The following is a 16022-nucleotide window of genomic DNA, read 5'->3' as shown; positions in this document are numbered from 1 at the left end:
GCCATGACCCAACTCACCCACGACACGACGACGACCGCGACAACCGCGCCGATCACACCGTCCACACCGACCACGACCACGCCGACCACGACAACTACGCCGACCGCACCGGCCCCCGAGGCCCCCGCCCCTCCGGAGGCCGAGGCGCCGAAGACCGCGCCCGCCCCGCCCGATCCGGCCGGCCGCGGACGGCGCGGCCTCCCGGCCCCGCTCGCCCTGCTCCGCCCCGGCCAGTGGCCCAAGAACCTGCTGGTCGTCCCGCTCGCGCTGCTCGACGGCGGCTGGAGCGGGAGCGGCGCGGCCCGCGTCGCCCTGGCCCTCGGCGCCTTCGTCCTCGCCTCCTCGCTCGTCTACGTCCTCAACGACATCGCGGACGTCGACCGGGACAAGCGGCACCCCGTCAAACGGCACCGGCCGCTCGCCTCCGGCCGGATGGGCATCCCGGCGGCCTGGGCGACGGCCGCCGCCCTCGGCGCCCTGCTCGGGCCCGCCCTCCTCGCCCTCGGCCCCGGCGGCGCGCTCGTCGTCGGCCTCTACCTCGCCGTGAACGCCGCCTACAGTTGGAAGCTGAAGCACCTGCCGCTCGTCGACGTCTTCGTCGTCGCCACCGGCTTCGTGCTCCGTCTGCTCGGCGGCTACGAGGCCACCGGCCGGCCCGCCGAGATGTGGCTGGTCCTCACCGTCCTCGCCTTCTGCCTGGTCCTCATCCTCGGCAAACGCCGCCACGAGCTGAGCGTCTCCGGCACCGGCCACCGCCCCGCCCTCGTCGGCTACTCGGCGCACTTCCTCGACCTCGTCCTGGTCCTGTGCTCCGCACTCGCCGTCGTCGGCTACCTGCTCTACCTGCGCACCGAGTCCGGCTTCGGCCCCTACGCCCTGCTCACCGTCGTCTGCGCCCTGCTCGCCCTCTTCCGCTACCTCCAGGTCGTGGTCGTCGACGGGGGAGGGGGCGAGCCGGTGAAGACCCTGCTGCGGGACCGCGTCATGCTCGCCAACTCGGCCGTCTGGGGCCTGCTGCTCCTCCCGCACCTCGCCGCCTGATCCCCGCGGCCTCCCCGCCCCGTCCGCACCGAACCGAACCGTCGAGGAACCCCGATGTCCGCACCCCTCGTGTCCGTCGTCGTCCCCATGTACAACGACCGCCGCACGGTCGACCTCTGCCTGCGCTCCGTCCTCGCCCAGACCCACCCGAACATCGAGGTGATCGTCGTCGACGACGCCAGCACCGACGGCTGCGCCGACGTCGCCGCCGCCCACCCCGTCCAGCTCGTCCGCGTCACCGAGAACGGCGGCCCCGGCGCCTCCCGCAACGAGGGCGTCCGCCGGGCCCGCGGCGAGATCGTCTTCTTCCTGGACGCCGACCTCACCATGCACCCGGAAGCGGTCGCCGAGGCGGTCGCGCTCTTCGGGGAACATCCCGAGTACGGGGCGGTGTTCGGCGTCCCCGACAAGGAACCGCTCTTCCCCGAGCCGCTCGTCGGGCAGTACCGCATCCTGCAGTACCACTACTGGCGCAAGAGCGCCGAGGGCGACGTCAGCGGCGGCTTCTACGCGCTCGGCGCGGTCCGCAGAGCGGCGTTCCTGGAGGCCGGCTGGTTCAACACGGCCCTGCGCCAGACCGAGGAGATCGACCACGCGGAGCGGCTCGCCGCCCGGTGGCCCATGCTCCTGACCTCGCGGATACGGGGGCGGCTCTCCGACGAGAGCCGGATGCGCCCGCTGCTGCGCAAGGCGTTCGTCCGCAGCCGGTTGCGGGTGCCGTTCTACTTCGACCGCGGCCGGGCCATGCAGGGCATGGAGACCGGCGGCCGGGCCGCCGCCTCCGCCCTCGGCGGGCTCGCCGTCGCCGCCCTGCCGTTCGCGGCCGTCCTGCCCGCCGCCGCCCTGCCGGTCTCGGCCCTGGCCCTCGCGGGCTCCGTACTGGCCGACTTCGGGCAGTACCGCTTCGTCCGGAGGGAGCGCGGCCTCGCCTTCACCGCCTTCTTCACCGGCGCCCACCTGCTGGTGAACACCGCCGTGGTCGCCGGACTGGCCACCGGCCTCGCCCAGTACGCCGCCAGCGGCCGCTTCCGCCGCATGTACCAGCCGGGGGAGGCGCTGGCATGAGCATCGCCCCCACCCCGGTCCGTACGTCCTCCGAACCGGCCCCGGCCCCGCCGGGGGCACCCGCCCCCGGCCGGGCCCGGCGGATCGCCCGCGGTCTGCGGCTCCAGTACGGGCGTGCCCTCGTGGCCGCCGCCGCGCTGTGGCTGGTCTACGCCGTGGTGCGGTGGCTGGTCAGCGGACGCTGGCACTGGTCGCTCATCCTCGACGTCGTACCGCCGCTCTTCCTCCTCGGCGCCCCGCTCCTGCTGCTCGTGGCCTCCGCCGCCGCCTGCGGCCGCCGCCGGCCGGCCGCCGCCGCGCTCGCCGGCGCGGCCCTCGCGCTGGCCCTCGCCACCGGCTCCGGGCTCAACTGGCCCGCGCTCTGGCGCGAGCCGGGCCCGGTGCCGGCCGGCGCCCTGCGGGTGGTCTCCCTCAACACCCAGTACTGGGCGATGGCGACCGACTCCGACCGGCTCCTCGCCCTCCTCCAGGCCCGCGACGCCGACGTCTACCTGCTCCAGGAGCACGTCGGCTGGACCCCCGGCCTCGGCGAGGACGGCTACTGGAGGCTCGACGACGACGCCGCGCTGCGACGCGCCTTCCCCGGCTACCACCTCGCCCGCCGGGGCGAGCTGCTCACGGTCTCCCGCTTCCCGATCGTCGCCCAGTACCCGGTGGGACCGGGACCGGCGCTCACCTTCGGCGAGAAGCCCGACTTCGGGCAGGAGTTCGCGCGGGAGAAGGTGCTCCGCACCGACCTCGAGGTCGGCGGCCGGGTGCTGAGCACGTACAACGTCCACATCACCGTGCCGCTCGCGCTCGACAACCTCAACCTGCTCTCGGACTTCGACCACGACCGCTACCTGCGGCGCAAGCACGCGTGGCGGCAGGCGGAGTTCGCCGGCCTGGAGAAGGACGTGGCCGCCAACGACCACCCGGTGCTGATCGCCGGGGACTTCAACGCCACGGCCTCCATGCGCTCGCTCGACGGGCTGCGGGACGTGGCCGAGGACGCCACCCCGGCGAACCCCGCCTTCCTGCCGCTGAGCTGGAAGTTCGCCTCCCTCGGGGAGTTCGGTGAGGACGCCCTGTTCAACCGGGACCTGCCGTTCTTCCGGATGGACTGGGCCTTCACCAAGGGCGACGCGACCGTGCACCGCTACGACTTCCTGCCCACCGACGGGATCTCGGAGCACCGGATGCAGGAGCTGCGCCTCACCCTGTGAGGGGTACGGGCCGGGGGCCGGGCGCCCGGGGTCATGCCGAGAGGGGCTCCAGCCGCTCGCCCAGCAGGATCGACCGCTCCAGGCCGCTGAGCCCCGGGCCCGGCTCGATGCCCAGTTCGTCGACGAGCGTCAGACGGATCCGCCGGTAGGCGGCCAGCGCCTCGGCGGTCCGCCCGGCCCGGTGCAGGGCGAGCATGAGCTGGCCGTGGAGCTGCTCGCGGAAGGGGTGGGCGGCGGTCAGCGCCATCAGCTCCCCGATGACGTCGGAGTGCCGGCCGAGCGCCAGCTCCAGGCGGAGCTTCTCCTCGGTGGCCCGCATCCGCAGCTCCTCCAGGCGCAGCACGCCCGGTTCGAGGGCGGGGCCGTTCTCGCCGGCGAAGGCGGGGCCGGTCCACAGGGCGAGCGCGCTGCGCAGCTCCAGGACGGCCTCGGCCTGGCGGCCGTGCTCGGCGAGTTCGCGGGCGCGGTGGACGTGGGACTCGAAGACGGCGGAGTCGAGCTGGTCGGGGCCGATCCGCAGGCGGTAGCCGTACGACAGGGTCTCGATCACCTCGGGCGCCCCGGCCGAGGCGAAGGCGCGGCGCAGCGCGGAGACGCAGATGCGGATCTGGGTGCGGGCACTGGCCGGGGAGTGCGGTCCCCAGACGGCCTCCACCAGGCTCTCGACGGAGACGGCCCAGTCGGGTTCCAGCGCGAGGGCGGCCAGGACGGTCCGGGCCCGCCGGCCGCCGAGGGGCACCGGTCGGGCGTCGACGGTGGCCCGCAGCGGGCCGAGGACATGGAGGAACACGGCGGAGTCTCCCCGTTCGCTTCTCGGAGGGGTGATGGGAGGGGGTGGTGGGGCGGCCTGCGCTCAGAGGCGGCGGCAGTCGGCCACCGCGTAACCGCGGAGTTCGGGCGGGTCGGCGGCGAGCATCCGCCGGCAGATGCCGAGGGCCCGCCCGATGGCGTCGAGTTCGTCCGGGCAGTCGACGCAGAGCGCGATCCGGACGGAGCCGCCGGTGACGAGGGCACGGGCGGTCTCGACGGGGTCCGTGGGATGTACGGCCCGGCGCAGGGCGCGCAGGACGCCGCTGGAGGTGGGGCGTGTGGTGTCCGCCGCGGCGGATGCGGACAGCGAGATGCCGATGAGGTAGATGACCGGGTCCGGGTGGTGCGGGCCGGTCAGCCCCAGGAGAAGCCGTCGGTGGAGGCGGTGGGGGTGGGCGTGGGGGCGACGGCGGCCGGGGCCGGGGGAGTGGTGTCGGCGTCGGCGGCGGCGGGCGGGGCGACGAGGAGGGCGCCGGCGAGGGCGAGCGGGGCGAGGGCGACGACCAGGGCGCGGCGGGCGGAAGAGCGCATGGCGGGGAGACCTCCGGTGGGAGCGGTTCGTGGGATTCGTGTCGCATCGCCCCTCGGCGGGGCCCTTTCGACGAGTCCAAGCTTGCTCGACCGCGCCGGGCCTGTCAGCGCCTCCGGGCTGGCACCAACCGTCCGGGCGGTTGGCGCCAGCCCCGTCCTACCGCTTCCGTACGGCTCCGACCTGCGGCTTCACGGGTGGTGTCACGTTCCTGCCGGACGGAAGGTGCAAGGCGACCGGGACCGGCACGGCGAAGGGGCGGCCGTCCGGATCCTTCGGGACGGCCGCCCCTCCACCGGCGCCGGTGAGGCGCGTACGGGTCAGAAGTCGATGCAGACCGGACCCTGGTTGACGTTGATCAGGCCGACCTGGGTGACGGCGGCGTTGCAGGCGAAGACCATGTCGTCGCCGCCCTTGCTCTCACCCGCCTCCTCGAGGGGACCGAAGTCGATGCAGACCGGGCCCTGGTTGACGTTCACCGCGCCGAGCTGCGTGGTGAAGTCGTTGCACAGCCCGTAGGGCGCCGACTCGTCGCCCCGTTCGAGGTGGTGGTCGGCCGAGGCGACGCCGGCACCGGCCAGCACCGCGGCGGCGGCGAGGGCGACGGACGCGAAGGTCTTGCGGAAGGACAGCATGATCTCTCCGGGAAGTGGAGGTCAGGGACACCACAGACTTCACCAGCGCTCGCCCCCGCCCGCATGCCGGGGTACTCCGCTCGGGCCGCCGGGCGCCGCGATGCACTCGCATGGCCCGCCCCCGAACCGGGGCCCCGGCGGCGTGACGCCCGGGCGCGGGCCGGTGCCTCCCGGCGGGCGGGGGCCCGCCGGGAGGCCCCGGCCCCGGCCCTACTTCAGGTGCCGGGTGAAGAACCCGGCCGCGGCGTCTCCCGCGAACCGGGGGACGCCGGTGTGCCCGCCCGTGTTGGCGTGCAGCGTCTTCTCCTCGGAGCCGAAGGCGTCGAACAGGTCCAGGGCCGCCTGCCGGTCGTTCCCCTCGTCGTCCCACTGGAGCAGGACGTGCAGCGGGATGGTGACCCGGCGCGCCTCCTCGAACATGACGGCGGGCACCAGGCTCCCGGCGAACAGAACGGCCGCCGAGACGCGCGGTTCGACCACCGCGAGCCGGACGCCGATGGAGATCACCCCTCCCGAGTACCCGACCGGACCGCCGATCCCGGGCAGCGACAGGAGGGCGTCCAGGGCGGCCCGCCACTCGGGGACCGACTTCTCGACGAGCGGGAGGACGAGGGCGTCGACGATCCCGCCGTCGACCGGACCCCCGGCCTCCAGGGCCCGGCGCAGGTCGGCGCGGGCCCGCTCGATCTCGGGCCAACGGGGCCGGTCACCGCTCCCGGGGAGTTCGATGGTGGCCGCGGCGAAGCCGTCCGCCACGGCCTGCCGGGCCCGTTCCACCAGCCGGGGATACATCCGGGACAGCCCGAGCGGCGGGTGGCCGAGCAGGATCAGCGGTACCGGTGCGGAGGGCGACGCGGGCGTCCACAGGAGGCCCGGGACGTCGCCGAGGGTGAAGGCGCGTTCGAGGACGTCGCCGTCGAGACGCTGTTCGGAAGTGAAGTGCACGGTCGTGCCTTTCGGGAGTGCGCTGGAACGGCGCTCCCGGACGACCTATCGCCCGACCGTGACCCCGGAGGGGAGCACCCATGTCGATACTGCGTTCACGGGTACCACCTCCTCGTTCTCTCGCACGGCCTCCGGAAACGTAGCAGCGGTCGGGGCGGTCCGCCAAACGGGTTTCCCCCCGGGCTTCCCGGCCGGTTCGCCGAGGGGGCGGCGCCGTACGCGGCGGGCGGGTTCGCCCGGACCGGCGCCGGGATCGCGCACGCGGCGATACCGTGGGGGCAAAGACCCGTCCACCCCTGCACGGAGGCCCCGATGAGCGAGCAGCCGGCCACCGCCGACCCCTCCGCCCGGCAGCACCTGGACCCGGCGGCCGCCGAAGCGGTCCGCGCCTACGCCGCCCGTACCCGCGCCACTGCCGACCGGTTCGCCGCCGTCCTCGAGGACCTCGCGGCCAACGGCCTGCCGGACGTCGACGAGTGCACCCCGTGGGAAGAGCTGCGGGAGGAGCACCTCGCCCGCCTCGCCGCCCGGCGCCCGGCCGTCGCCTGATGCCGCGACACGACCGCCGGCGCGCGCGGATCGCGTTCTCCGACGCCGCCGCCAAGCAGCTCGAATCCCTCACCGACGAGGCCGAACTCCACGCCCTGGACCGCGCCCTGGTCGTCGTCTCCGTCGACCCCGCCATCGGCGAACCGATCCCCGGCGACACCACCGGCCCCCAACTCCTCCAGTACGCCGACGAGTTCGAACGCATACGCGTCCTGTACTTCGTCACCGCCCTGAGGACCGTGGTCGTCGTCGCCTACATCGAGGTCTGACCCGCCCCGGCAGGGCCCCGCGATCCCTTCCCCGTCGCGAAGGCGACGCCCCCGCCACGCGAAGATCCACCTCTTGACCTCCAGGACGCCGACCACTACTTTGCCGTGAACGTCGTCCCACAGCTCCCGGAAGGAGGCGACCCGCGGATGTCCACCCCCTCCGATCCCGGTCGCCCCGCCGGGTGCACCGCCTGGGTCCCGGGCCAGATCGCGCACGGCTGCTGAACGCCCCCCTTTCTCCCGTGCCCGTCCACGGCACGTCGCGGGTTCCGTAGTCCCCGCCTCCCCTTCGCCAGCACCTCGCTGACGCACGCCTTCGCGCGCCCGCCCCTCGCGTGCGGCGCGCCTTCCACGCGGTGCGTCCGCGTCCTGAGTACAGAAAGCTGTCTGAAACATGGACGAACACGACGAACCGTTCGACCGCGCGCCGGAACGCATGGCCGTCGTGACGACGGCGCGCATCACCGTCAACGGCGACGAAGCGCCCATCTCGCCGGCCGCGCCCCACACCACGGTCCTCGACTTCCTGCGCGAGCGCGGTCTCACCGGCACCAAGGAGGGCTGCGCCGAGGGCGAGTGCGGGGCCTGCGCGGTCCTGGTCGCCCGGCCCGGGACGCGCGAGCCCACCGACTGGGTGGCGGTCAACGCCTGCCTGCTCCCGGTCGCGGCGCTCGACGGCCAGGAGGTCGTCACCTCGGAGGGGCTCGCCACCACCGGTGAGGCCGGTACGCCCGCCGTCCTGCACCCGGTGCAGGAGGAGCTGGCGGTCCGCGGCGGCTCCCAATGCGGTTACTGCACACCGGGATTCGTCTGCAGCATGGCCGCCGAGTACTACCGGCCCGACCGCCGGGCGCCCGCGGACCCGGCCCGCTGCCCCGACCCCGAGCACGGCCCGAACGGCTTCGACCTGCACGCGCTGAGCGGCAACCTGTGCCGCTGCACCGGCTACCGTCCCATCCGCGACGCCGCGTTCGCCGTCGGCACGCCCTCGGGGGAGGACCCCCTGGCCCGGCGCCGCGAGCAGTCCCCGCCGGAACCGGTGGCCACCGAGTACACCCGGGGCGACAGCACCTTCCTGCGGAGGAACACCCTGGAGGAGACGCTGCGGCTGCTGCGCGAGCGCCCCGACGCGGTGGTGGTCGCCGGCTCCACCGACTGGGGCGTGGAGGTCAGCATCCGCTCCCGGCGGGCGGACTGCGTCGTCGCCGTCGACCGGCTGCCCGAACTGCGCGAGCTGCGGACCACGTCCGGCCACGTCGAGATCGGGGCGGCGCTCACGCTCACCGAGATCGAACGCCGTCTCGACGGCGCCGTGCCCCTCCTCGCCGAGCTCTTCCCGCAGTTCGCGTCCCGCCTCATCCGCAACGGAGCGACCCTCGGCGGCAACCTGGGCACCGGATCCCCCATCGGGGACAGCCCGCCGGTCCTGCTCGCCCTCGGCGCGTCGGTGCTGCTCGCCGACGCCGACGGCGAGCGCGAGGTCCCGCTGGCGGACTACTTCACCGGCTACCGGCAGAGCGTGCGCCGCCCCGGCGAGCTGATCCGCGCGGTCCGCGTCCCGCTGCCCCTGGCACCGGTCACCTCCTTCCACAAGATCGCCAAGCGGCGCTTCGACGACATCTCCAGCGTGGCGGTCGCCTTCGCGCTCGACATCGAGGACGGGACGGTCCGCACGGCGCGCATCGGCCTGGGCGGCGTGGCGGCCACCCCGATCCGCGCCCTCGCCACCGAGGCGGCCCTCGAAGGCCGGCCGTGGACCGAGGAGACCGTCGAGGCCGCGGCCCGGGTGCTGCGGGCCCAGGGCACCCCCATGGACGACCACCGGGCCAGTGCCGCCTACCGTGCCGAGATGCTCGGCCAGAGCCTGAGGAAGCTGTACGTGCGAACCACCGCGGCGGTGTCGTCATGAGCCACCTGTCCGAGCGTCCCGAGAAGCCCGTCGTCGGCGTCTCGATGCCCCACGAGAGCGCCTACCTGCACGTCACGGGCACCGCCCTCTACACCGACGACCTGGTGCACCGCACCAAGGACGTGCTGCACGCCCACCCGGTCCAGGTCATGAAGGCCCACGGCCGCATCACCGGGCTGCACACCGGGCCCGCGCTCGCCGTGCCCGGCGTGGTCCGCGTGCTGACCGGGGCCGACGTGCCCGGGGTCAACGACGCCGGGATGAAGCACGACGAACCGCTCTTCCCCGACGAGGTCATGTTCCACGGCCAGGCGGTCGCCTGGGTGCTCGGCGAGACCGCGGAGGCGGCGCGCCTCGGCGCCGCGGCCGTCGAGGTGGAACTCGACGAACTGCCCTCCCTCATCTCGCTGCGGGACGCGATCGCCGCCGGGAGCTTCCACGGCGCCCGGCCCGTGATGCTCACCGGCGACGTCGACGCCGGGTTCGCCGACTCCGCGCACGTCTTCGCGGGCGAGTTCCAGTTCTCCGACCAGGAGCACTTCTACCTGGAGACGCACGCGGCGCTGGCCCTGGTCGACGAGAACGGGCAGATGTTCGTCCAGAGCAGCACCCAGCACCCCTCGGAGACGCAGGAGATCGTCGCGCACGTGCTCGGACTGCCCAGTCACGAGGTGACCGTGCAGTGCCTCCGCATGGGCGGCGGCTTCGGCGGCAAGGAGATGCAGCCGCACGGGTTCGCGGCCGTCGCCGCGCTCGGCGCCAGACTGACCGGCCGGCCGGTCCGGGTCCGGCTCAACAGGACCCAGGACCTGACCATGTCCGGCAAGCGCCACGGCTTCCACGCCGCGTGGCGGATCGGCTTCGACGCCGACGGCCGCATCCAGGCCCTGGACGCCACCCTGACCGCGGACGGCGGCTGGAGCCTGGACCTCTCCGAACCGGTGGTCGCCCGCGCGCTCTGCCACATCGACAACACCTACTGGATCCCGAACGCGCGCGTCGCCGGCCGCATCGCCAGGACCCACAAGGTCTCCAACACCGCCTTCCGCGGCTTCGGCGGCCCCCAGGGCATGCTGGTGATCGAGGACATCATGGGCAGGTGCGCGCCCCTGCTCGGCCTCGACCCCGCGGAGTTGCGGGAGCGCAACTTCTACCGGCCCGGACAGGGCCAGACGACACCGTACGGACAGCCGGTCACCCACGCCGAACGGATCTCCACCGTCTGGCGGCAGGTCCAGGCCGACGGCGACGTCGCCCACCGCCGGCGCGAGATCGCGGCGTTCAACGCCGCGCACCCGCACACCAAGCGGGGACTCGCCGTCACCGGCATCAAGTTCGGCATCTCCTTCAACCTCACCGCCTTCAACCAGGGCGGCGCGCTGGTGCTGATCTACAAGGACGGCTCGGTCCTGATCAACCACGGGGGCACCGAGATGGGCCAGGGCCTGCACACCAAGATGCTGCAGGTGGCCGCGACCACCCTGGGCATCCCGCTCCACAAGGTGCGCCTCGCCCCGACGCGGACCGACAAGGTGCCCAACACCTCCGCCACCGCCGCCAGCGCCGGGGCGGACCTCAACGGCGGGGCGGTGAAGAACGCCTGCGAGCAGTTGCGCGAACGGCTGACGCGGGTGGCCGCCACCCGACTGGGGGCGAACGCCTCGGACGTGCGCATCGTCGAGGGCGTCGCCCGCGCCCTCGGCGGCGACGGGGAACTGCCCTGGGACGACCTGGTGCGCACCGCCTACCTCCAGCGGGTCCAGTTGTCGGCGGCCGGCTTCTACCGCACCGAGGGCCTCCACTGGGACGCGAAGGCGTTCCGGGGCTCGCCGTTCAAGTACTTCTCCTACGGCGCCGCAGCGGCCGAGGTCGAGGTGGACGGCTTCACCGGCGCGTACCGCGTCCGGCGGGTGGACATCGTGCACGACGTCGGCGACAGCCTCTCCCCGATGATCGACGTCGGCCAGGTCGAGGGCGGCTTCGTGCAGGGCGCGGGCTGGCTGACGCTCGAAGACCTGCGCTGGGACACCGGCGACGGACCCCACCGCGGCCGGCTGCTGACCCAGGCGGCCAGCACGTACAAGCTGCCCAGCTTCTCCGAGATGCCCGAGGAGTTCCACGTACGCCTCCTGGAGAACGCCACCGAGGAGGGCGCGGTCTACGGGTCCAAGGCCGTGGGCGAACCCCCGCTGATGCTGGCCTTCTCGGTGCGCGAGGCGCTGCGGCAGGCCGCCGCGGCGTTCGGCCCCGCCGGAACCGCCGTGGAACTCGCCTCGCCCGCCACGCCGGAGGCGGTGTACTGGGCGGTCCGAGCGGCCCGCCGGGCCGGCGACGCCTCCCGGACCGGCGCAGAAGCGTCGCACCGTGCCTGACATGACCTGGGTCACCGCGGTCGCGCGGTTGCGGGCACGCCGGGAGCCCGGCGTGCTCGTGACCGTCGCGACCGTGCGCGGCCACGCCCCCCGCAACGCCGGCGCGAAACTCGTCGTGGGACGGACCGAGACGTGGGGCTCGATCGGCGGCGGCAACGTCGAGGCGGTCGCCGTCGACCGGGCCCGGGAGCTGATCGCCGCGCCCGCGCCCGAACCGGAGCTGATCGACTTCGCCCTGAACGACAAGGTGACCAACCGGCACGGCGTGCAGTGCTGCGGGGGCACGGTCTCGATCCTGCTCGAACCCCTCCCCGTGGTCCGGACGGTGGCGATCTTCGGCGTCGGGCACGTCGGGATGGAACTGGCGCGCGTCCTGGCCCGCCAGGACCTGGACCTCCACCTGATCGACAGCCGCTCCGCCGTCCTGGCCGAGGACCGGCTCGCCGTCCTCGCCGACGCGGTGGCGGCGGTACGGGTGCACCACACGCCCCTGCTGCCCGAGGAGGTCCTCGAACAGTTGCCGCGCGGCACCCACGTCCTGATCATGACCCATGACCACGCCGAGGACGCCGCCCTGTGCGACGCGGCCCTGCGCACGCCCCACCTGGGCTCCGTCGGACTGATCGGCTCGGCCGCCAAATGGGGCCGCTTCCGCAGGCGCCTCCTCACGGAAGGCGGTCACGACGAGGCCGCCGTCGCCCGGATCAAGACCCCGATCGGACTGGCCGACATCACCGGAAAGGAACCCGCGACCATCGCCGTGAGCGTCGCCGCCGACCTGCTGCGCGCTTTCGAGACCGAGGGGAGCTGACACCCCGGCCCGCGCCCCGCCTTCGAGCGCGAAGGGAGCCGGGCCGGCACCCGGGCCCGCGGCCTTCACCAGCCCCAGGTCCCCGGCCCGCCCTTGAAGGGCCCCTCGATCTCGTGCGTGATCCACCCGCCGTAGAAGTCGCCCTCCTGCGCGGTCACCGCCTCGCCGTCGACCGCGCAGCGCACGAGGGACGGATAGAAGGCGAGGTGCCCCCGGAGGACTTCGTACGGGCCGAGGGGCCGCTCGTAGCTCCAGGCGGCCCGGGGGACCACCACCCCGCCGGCCACGACGTCCCAGTACGACGCCGCGCCCTTCCACTCGCAGTGGGTCCGGCCCGCCCCGGGGCGCAGGAGCTCCGCGCGCACGTCGTGCGGGGGCACGTAGAAGACCGGGGGGTGGCTCGTCTCCAGGACCCGCAGGCCCGCCCGGGTGTCCGCCACCACCTCGGACCCCACCGCGACCGTCACCCGACGGCCGTCGGCCACCACCGCGGGAGGCCGCGGATAGTCCCACACGGACTCCTTCGGCACAGCCGGTACGTCGTTCACGGGACCCCTCTTTCCGGACGCGTCCCCCTCACTCCCCGCTTCGCCTTCCGCCCGGCTCCCGGATGCGGAGGGCTTCCGGCGCGGTCCGCCGCGTCCGGTCCTTCAGGGGCGGGGCGGGGTGGGCAGCGCGGTGGGGTCCACCCCGGACAGCTCCACGATGCGGTGCGCCGGGATGCCGGCGGCCAGGGCCTTGTGCAGCAGGTCGTCGCGGCCCTCCTTGCTGTCGCGGTAGGCCAGCAGCTCCTCCTCGACGGCCGCCACCGGATCGGTGGCACCGGCCCGGCGCACCCGCTCCAGTTCCTCCCCGTCCAGCGGCACCGGCAGCCGCTCGGCGTCCTCGGGGATCATCCCGGTCTGCTCGGGCGGCACGATGCGCAGCACGGGGGAGGCCGCGTCGGTCTCGTGGGCGTCGAGCCAGGCCCGCACGGCCGGGGTCTCCAGGCATTCCAGCTCCCCGACGAGGGAGACGGGCGTGCCCTGCCAGCCCGAGCCGGCGGTGGTGTCGGCGAGGAAGAGGTAGGCGTCGTCGGTCATGTCGATTCACTTCCCAAGGGGTGTGCCGCGGTGTCGTCGCGTGTCTGCCTACCCGTTTCCGGCGCCGCCATGATCCCCGGTACGGCGGAATCCTCACCGACAGCAGAATTTGCCTAATCATATTAGGCAGGTTCATTCTGGCTGTAGGGAGAGAGGAGGAAAGCCATGGTCCGAGCAGGACTGACCCCGGAGCGCCTGACCCGGGCGGGGGCGGAACTCGCCGACGAGGTCGGCTTCGACCGGGTGACCGTCGCCGCGCTCGCCCGGCGCTTCGACGTGAAGACCGCGAGCCTGTACTCGCACGTGGAGGGCTCGCGGGACCTCAAGACGCGGATCGCCCTGTTCGCCCTGGAGGAACTCGCCGACCGGGCCTCCGACGCCCTGGCCGGCCGGGCGGGCAAGGACGCCCTGATCGCCTTCGCGGACGCCTACCGCGACTACGCGCGCGAGCACCCCGGGCGCTACGACGCCACCCGGCTCAGGCTCGACTCCGGGACGGCCGCCGCCAGTGCCGGCGTTCGCCACGCCCGGATGACGCGCGCCCTCCTGCGCGCCTACCACCTGGCGGAACCGGACCGGACGCACGCGGTCCGGATGCTGGGCAGCGTCTTCCACGGCTACATCAGCCTGGAACTCGCCGGAGGCTTCGACCACACCGCCCCCGACTCGCAGGCGTCCTGGCTCTGGACGCTGGACTCCCTCGACGCGCTGCTGCGCCGGCACGGCACCCCCTGAACCGAAGGGGGCCGCCCCCACGTGTGGGCGCGTCCGGACGACCCGTACACCTTGATCGACAGGCTGGACACCATGAACGCCGACCGCCCCCGGACCACCACCCCCATCACCCCGGACATCCTGCGCGGCTTCCTCGACCTGGAGCCGACCCCGCGCGGCCTGCTCCCGCACCGGCTGCCCGCGGCGGCACGCCGGCAGATCCCCGACGAACAGCTCGCCCTGACGGAGGCGCAGCCGTCCGGCGTACGGCTCGTCTTCCGCACCGCGGCGACCGTCGTCGAACTGGACACCCTGCCCACCAAGCGCGCCTACCGGGGCTTCCCGCCCCCCGCCGACGGCGTCTACGACCTGCTGGTCGACGGCCGCCTCACGGGCCGGGCCACCGTGCCCGGCGGCAACGTCCTCACGGTCACCGACATGGTCGCCCAGACCTCCGAACTGCACGAGGGTCCCGTCGGCACCGCCCGCTTCACCGGCCTGCCGGCGCACGAGAAGGACGTCGAGATCTGGCTCCCGCACAACGAGACCACCGAACTGGTCGCCCTGCGCACCGACGCCCCCGTCGCGCCCGTACCGGACGGCGGCCGCAGGGTGTGGCTGCACCACGGCAGCTCCATCAGCCACGGCTCCAACGCCACCCGCCCGACCGCCACCTGGCCGGCCCTGGCCGCGGCCCGGGGCGACGTGGAACCGGTCAACCTGGGCTTCGGCGGCGGCGCGCTGCTCGACCCGTTCACCGCCCGCGCCCTGCGGGACACCCCCGCGGACCTGATCAGCCTGAAGATCGGCATCAACCTGGTCAACACCGACGCGATGCGCCTGCGCGCCTTCGGCCCCGCCGTCCACGGCTTCCTCGACACCGTCCGCGAAGGCCACCCGGCCACACCGCTCCTGGTCGTCTCGTCCGTCCTGTGCCCGGTCCAGGAGGACACCCCCGGCCCCCTCCTGCCCGACTTCAGCGACGGCACCCTGAAGTTCAGGGCGACGGGCGACCCCGCCGAACGCGCCGCGGGACGCCTGACGCTCACCGTCGTCCGCGAAGAACTCGCCCGGATCGTCGCGGCGCGAGCGGCCGAGGACCCGAACCTGCACTACCTCGACGGCCGCGACCTCTACGGGGAGAAGGACTACGCCGAGTTCCCCCTGCCCGACGGGATCCACCCCGACCCGGCGGGACACCACCGCATCGCCGAGAACTTCGCGCGCCTCGCCTTCGGCGACGGGGGCCCGTTCGCCCTCGGGACCGTCTGACCCGCCACGGCCGCGCACCGGAGGAGCGCCGGGCCGGAGCGCCCGCCCGGGAGGTCAGCACTCCCGCGCGTACTCGACCTGCGCCAGCGGATTGCCGTCACCGAAGTCGTGCGACCGCGAGGCGCCGGTCGGGACGTACCCGCTCTTCTCGTAGAAACGGCGCGAGCGCGGCGTGTCCCGCAGGGTCCACAGGTGGACTCGCTCGTGGCCCCCGGCGCGCAGGTGGACCAGGGTCCGCGCCATGAGCGCGGGGGCGATGCCGCTCCCCCAACCGTCGGGGTGCCCGTAGAAGCCGTACACCTCGGCCCAGTCGGGCCGCCGGGGGGAGGCGCCGGACCAGGAAAGGGCCAGCGGACGCCCCTCGAAGGAGGCGAGGAGAAGGGTTCCCCCACCGATGCGCGCATGCCACCGGGTGCGCCGGTCGCTGACGCCCAGCGCCGCGAACTCGGGCGAGAAGAAGGGCGCGTAGGCCGCCTCCCAGCCGGCGGCGTGCACGTCGCCGAGCGCCTCGGCGTCGTCCGGACCCGCGATCCTGATGTCGAACATCCGTCGAGGGTAGCGGGACGGGCGGGAAGGCCGTTCGTCCTTCCCGCAGGAGCGGCGCGGTGGCGTTCGACGTAAACGATCTTGTGCTGGATCGGTCACGGCCCGGCCGCCCCGCGGCGGGCCGAACGCGTGGCATTTCCCTGGAGCGGATGAATCGTTTACCCACTTCCCCCGTGACCCGCAGCCCGAAGGCCCGTCGGCGCGTTAGGAGCGAAAAGAACAAGCCATCGATCCCGCCCGGTCGCCTCCGCGTCCCCTCCGGGCGGTG

General features: G+C 74.0%; 17 protein-coding genes. 10 read left to right on the top strand and 7 right to left on the bottom strand.

All coding sequences use genetic code 11. The annotated features are described in order from the left end of the window. Positions 1-3 precede the first annotated feature (3 nt). Genes ACFYNX_RS11215 through ACFYNX_RS11205 form a run of 3 tightly spaced genes read left to right on the top strand, consistent with a single transcriptional unit; the run spans position 4 to position 3311 of the window. Complete coding sequence (locus ACFYNX_RS11215; protein WP_388660162.1) at positions 4-1041, top strand: UbiA prenyltransferase family protein; 1038 nt, start codon at positions 4-6, stop codon at positions 1039-1041. Positions 1042-1095: 54 nt separating this feature from the next. Next, positions 1096-2106, top strand: coding sequence for a glycosyltransferase family 2 protein (locus ACFYNX_RS11210; RefSeq protein ID WP_388660159.1), 1011 nt, complete (start codon positions 1096-1098; stop codon positions 2104-2106). Then, positions 2103-3311: an endonuclease/exonuclease/phosphatase family protein gene (locus ACFYNX_RS11205; protein ID WP_365542159.1), complete on the top strand. Its 1209-nt coding sequence runs from the start codon at positions 2103-2105 to the stop codon at positions 3309-3311. Before ACFYNX_RS11210 ends, ACFYNX_RS11205 begins: the two co-directional genes overlap by 4 nt. A gap of 31 nt (positions 3312-3342) precedes the next feature. On the opposite strand, the gene ACFYNX_RS11200 is transcribed toward ACFYNX_RS11205, so the two are convergent. From ACFYNX_RS11200 to ACFYNX_RS11185, 4 genes are all read right to left on the bottom strand, one after another. Then, positions 3343-4101, bottom strand: coding sequence for a BTAD domain-containing putative transcriptional regulator (locus ACFYNX_RS11200; protein ID WP_388660156.1), 759 nt, complete (start codon positions 4099-4101; stop codon positions 3343-3345). 374 nt (positions 4102-4475) lie between these two features. Continuing rightward, positions 4476-4652 carry a hypothetical protein gene (locus tag ACFYNX_RS11195; protein WP_365542157.1) on the bottom strand — a complete coding sequence of 59 codons (177 nt, stop codon included), beginning with the start codon at positions 4650-4652 and terminating at the stop codon, positions 4476-4478. Positions 4653-4970: 318 nt separating this feature from the next. Beyond that, positions 4971-5285 (bottom strand): hypothetical protein, encoded by a 315-nt coding sequence (locus tag ACFYNX_RS11190; protein WP_388660153.1) that lies wholly within the window; start codon positions 5283-5285, stop codon positions 4971-4973. 210 nt (positions 5286-5495) lie between these two features. After that, positions 5496-6230, bottom strand: a complete 735-nt coding sequence (locus ACFYNX_RS11185; protein WP_365542153.1) for an alpha/beta hydrolase — start codon at positions 6228-6230, stop codon at positions 5496-5498. A gap of 312 nt (positions 6231-6542) precedes the next feature. Here ACFYNX_RS11185 and ACFYNX_RS11180 point away from each other — a divergent pair, with 312 nt between their 5' ends. From ACFYNX_RS11180 to xdhC, 5 genes are all read left to right on the top strand, one after another. Then, positions 6543-6779, top strand: coding sequence for a hypothetical protein (locus ACFYNX_RS11180; protein WP_388660149.1), 237 nt, complete (start codon positions 6543-6545; stop codon positions 6777-6779). Next, positions 6779-7048, top strand: a complete 270-nt coding sequence (locus ACFYNX_RS11175) for a hypothetical protein (RefSeq protein WP_388660146.1) — start codon at positions 6779-6781, stop codon at positions 7046-7048. Before ACFYNX_RS11180 ends, ACFYNX_RS11175 begins: the two co-directional genes overlap by 1 nt. A 445-nt stretch (positions 7049-7493) precedes the next feature. After that, the gene (locus ACFYNX_RS11170; RefSeq protein ID WP_388661518.1) at positions 7494-8957 is read left to right on the top strand and encodes a xanthine dehydrogenase small subunit; all 1464 of its coding nucleotides are present in this window, start codon (positions 7494-7496) and stop codon (positions 8955-8957) included. Continuing rightward, complete coding sequence (gene xdhB, locus ACFYNX_RS11165) at positions 8954-11329, top strand: xanthine dehydrogenase molybdopterin binding subunit (RefSeq protein WP_388660143.1); 2376 nt, start codon at positions 8954-8956, stop codon at positions 11327-11329. Before ACFYNX_RS11170 ends, xdhB begins: the two co-directional genes overlap by 4 nt. Before the next feature lies 1 nt (position 11330). Next, on the top strand, positions 11331-12140 hold the full coding sequence (gene xdhC, locus ACFYNX_RS11160) for a xanthine dehydrogenase accessory protein XdhC (RefSeq protein ID WP_388660140.1): 810 nt from the start codon (positions 11331-11333) through the stop codon (positions 12138-12140). 65 nt (positions 12141-12205) lie between these two features. Here the strand turns inward: xdhC and ACFYNX_RS11155 are convergent, their stop codons facing one another. Both ACFYNX_RS11155 and ACFYNX_RS11150 read right to left on the bottom strand, forming a co-directional pair. Next, positions 12206-12688, bottom strand: a complete 483-nt coding sequence (locus tag ACFYNX_RS11155; RefSeq protein ID WP_388660137.1) for a DUF427 domain-containing protein — start codon at positions 12686-12688, stop codon at positions 12206-12208. Positions 12689-12790: 102 nt separating this feature from the next. Beyond that, positions 12791-13222, bottom strand: a complete 432-nt coding sequence (locus ACFYNX_RS11150) for a DUF6003 family protein (protein ID WP_388660134.1) — start codon at positions 13220-13222, stop codon at positions 12791-12793. A gap of 165 nt (positions 13223-13387) precedes the next feature. On the opposite strand from ACFYNX_RS11150, the gene ACFYNX_RS11145 reads away from it, so the two are divergent. Together ACFYNX_RS11145 and ACFYNX_RS11140 are read left to right on the top strand one after the other, a co-directional pair. Further along, on the top strand, positions 13388-13957 hold the full coding sequence (locus ACFYNX_RS11145) for a TetR/AcrR family transcriptional regulator (RefSeq protein ID WP_388660131.1): 570 nt from the start codon (positions 13388-13390) through the stop codon (positions 13955-13957). A 72-nt stretch (positions 13958-14029) separates the two neighbouring features. Beyond that, positions 14030-15208 (top strand): GDSL-type esterase/lipase family protein, encoded by a 1179-nt coding sequence (locus tag ACFYNX_RS11140; RefSeq protein WP_388661515.1) that lies wholly within the window; start codon positions 14030-14032, stop codon positions 15206-15208. 54 nt (positions 15209-15262) lie between these two features. On the opposite strand, the gene ACFYNX_RS11135 is transcribed toward ACFYNX_RS11140, so the two are convergent. After that, complete coding sequence (locus ACFYNX_RS11135) at positions 15263-15754, bottom strand: GNAT family N-acetyltransferase (protein ID WP_388660128.1); 492 nt, start codon at positions 15752-15754, stop codon at positions 15263-15265. Positions 15755-16022: the final 268 nt, after the last annotated feature.

Source organism: Streptomyces sp. NPDC007872 (genome assembly GCF_042868165.1).
GTDB lineage: Bacteria > Actinomycetota > Actinomycetes > Streptomycetales > Streptomycetaceae > Streptomyces.
The sequence above is the reverse complement of the archived record's forward strand: the minus strand, read 5'-3'. Positions and strand labels throughout refer to the sequence as shown.

Bases quoted from the DNA above. Each gene is read 5' to 3' on its own strand.
- ACFYNX_RS11205 (WP_365542159.1), top strand. From the start codon at position 2,103: ATGAGCATCGCCCCCACCCCGGTCCGTACGTCCTCCGAACCGGCCCCG.
- ACFYNX_RS11190 (WP_388660153.1), bottom strand. From the start codon at position 5,285: ATGCTGTCCTTCCGCAAGACCTTCGCGTCCGTCGCCCTCGCCGCCGCC.
- ACFYNX_RS11145 (WP_388660131.1), top strand. From the start codon at position 13,388: ATGGTCCGAGCAGGACTGACCCCGGAGCGCCTGACCCGGGCGGGGGCG.
- ACFYNX_RS11150 (WP_388660134.1), bottom strand. From the start codon at position 13,222: ATGACCGACGACGCCTACCTCTTCCTCGCCGACACCACCGCCGGCTCG.
- ACFYNX_RS11140 (WP_388661515.1), top strand. From the start codon at position 14,030: ATGAACGCCGACCGCCCCCGGACCACCACCCCCATCACCCCGGACATC.
- ACFYNX_RS11215 (WP_388660162.1), top strand. From the start codon at position 4: ATGACCCAACTCACCCACGACACGACGACGACCGCGACAACCGCGCCG.
- ACFYNX_RS11135 (WP_388660128.1), bottom strand. From the start codon at position 15,754: ATGTTCGACATCAGGATCGCGGGTCCGGACGACGCCGAGGCGCTCGGC.
- ACFYNX_RS11175 (WP_388660146.1), top strand. From the start codon at position 6,779: ATGCCGCGACACGACCGCCGGCGCGCGCGGATCGCGTTCTCCGACGCC.
- xdhB (WP_388660143.1), top strand. From the start codon at position 8,954: ATGAGCCACCTGTCCGAGCGTCCCGAGAAGCCCGTCGTCGGCGTCTCG.
- ACFYNX_RS11195 (WP_365542157.1), bottom strand. From the start codon at position 4,652: ATGCGCTCTTCCGCCCGCCGCGCCCTGGTCGTCGCCCTCGCCCCGCTC.
- xdhC (WP_388660140.1), top strand. From the start codon at position 11,331: ATGACCTGGGTCACCGCGGTCGCGCGGTTGCGGGCACGCCGGGAGCCC.
- ACFYNX_RS11210 (WP_388660159.1), top strand. From the start codon at position 1,096: ATGTCCGCACCCCTCGTGTCCGTCGTCGTCCCCATGTACAACGACCGC.
- ACFYNX_RS11180 (WP_388660149.1), top strand. From the start codon at position 6,543: ATGAGCGAGCAGCCGGCCACCGCCGACCCCTCCGCCCGGCAGCACCTG.